Raw genomic sequence first — 1,515 nt, forward strand, 5'->3', positions numbered from 1 at the left:
CCGGGGGCGGGGCGGCCCCCCCGGCCCCCGCGCCCGGGGTGTGCGTGGCCGCGGCCCGTACATCCGCCTAACTCCCCGCCCGCGCCACCGGGGGGGCGCGGCAGCTGATCGACTGGGGGGTGGGCCCGGGCGACCATGTCGCCCTGGCCACCGGCCGATCCGCGGAGTTCATGATCGGCCTGTGGGCGGTCGCCCACACCGGCGCGGCCTTCGTCCCGATCGACACCCGCAACCCGGCGCGGCGGGTGGCGCACATGGTCGAGCAGGCAGGCATCCGCGTCGCGCTCACCACCGCGGCCGCCCGCGACCTGCTCCCGGACACCGTGCGCCGGCTGGTGCTCGACGACCCGCGCACCAGCACCGCGCTCGACGACTACCCGGCGACACCGCTCACCGCCCGCGACCGCGTGCGCACCCCGCACCCGCGCGACCTGGCGTACGTCCTCTACACCTCCGGCTCAACCGGCGCCCCGAAGGGCGTGGCGGTCACCCACGAGGGCCTGGCCGACTTCACCGCCGAACAGCGCGCCCGCTTCGCCGTCGATCCCACCGCACGGGTGCTGCAAGCCGCCGCCCCCGGCTTCGACGCCCTCGTGCTCGAGGTGCTGCTGGCCCACGCCAACGGCGCGGCGCTCGTCGTCCCGCCACCCGAGGTCTACGCCGGACCGCAGCTGGCGGAGTTCATTCGCGCGCAACGGATCTCGCACGCCTTCCTCACTCCGAGCGTGCTGGCCACCATGTCCCCGGATCACATGGACTCGCTGCGGGTGCTCGCCGCGGGCGGCGAGGCCGTCACCGCCGAGACGGTCGACCGGTGGGCGCCGGGCCGATGGCTGCTCAACGGCTACGGGCCCACCGAGACCACCATCTTCGCCTGCCAGAGCGCCCCGCTGCGGCCCGGCGGGCCGGTGACCATCGGGACACCCGTGCGCGGCGTGCGCGCCCTCGTGCTGGACACCCGGCTGCGCCCGGTCCCCGTCGGCGTCCCCGGCGAGCTCTACCTCGCGGGCGCCCAGCTGGCGCGCGGCTACCTCGGCAGGCCCGCCGCCACCGCGTGCGCCTTCGTCGCCGACCCGTTCCACCCCGGCGGCCGCCTCTACCGCACCGGCGACCTGGCGCGCTGGACCCACGAGCACACCCTGGAATACCTGGGCCGCCGCGACTTCCAGGTCAAGATCCGCGGTCAGCGCATCGAACTCGGCGAGATCGAGAACGCGCTCGCCTGCTGCCCCGGGGTCGACCGCGCCGCCGTGCTGCTGATCGCCGACGACCGCGGCGTCCACCGGCTCGCCGCCTATCTGAGCGGCGGGCCAGGCCTCGACCCGGCCGAGGGGCGGGCCCCGGGGGGGGGCCCCGGGGCGTCTTTGGCGCGCTCACTATTGAGCGGGGGGGCTGGGGGGTCTCGGGTTCTTGGGGGGGGGGGGGGGGGGTGGCTTCCCACTGCCCGAACGACAGATGTTCGGGCAGGGTGTTGCCGGATTCGACGGCCCACAGGCGGGTGCGCCAATGCCAGTC

The 1,515-nt window shown here is 76.1% G+C and carries 1 protein-coding gene; it reads left to right on the forward strand.

Annotation, left to right across the window (positions count from 1 at the left end; translation table 11 throughout):
* Nucleotides 1–119: 119 nt before the first annotated feature.
* On the forward strand, nt 120–1,515 hold a 1,396-nt coding region (locus QH283_RS22840; RefSeq protein WP_280504999.1), incomplete at its 3' end, for an amino acid adenylation domain-containing protein.

It is taken from the genome of Nocardia farcinica (assembly GCF_029867845.1).
GTDB lineage: Bacteria > Actinomycetota > Actinomycetes > Mycobacteriales > Mycobacteriaceae > Nocardia > Nocardia farcinica_A.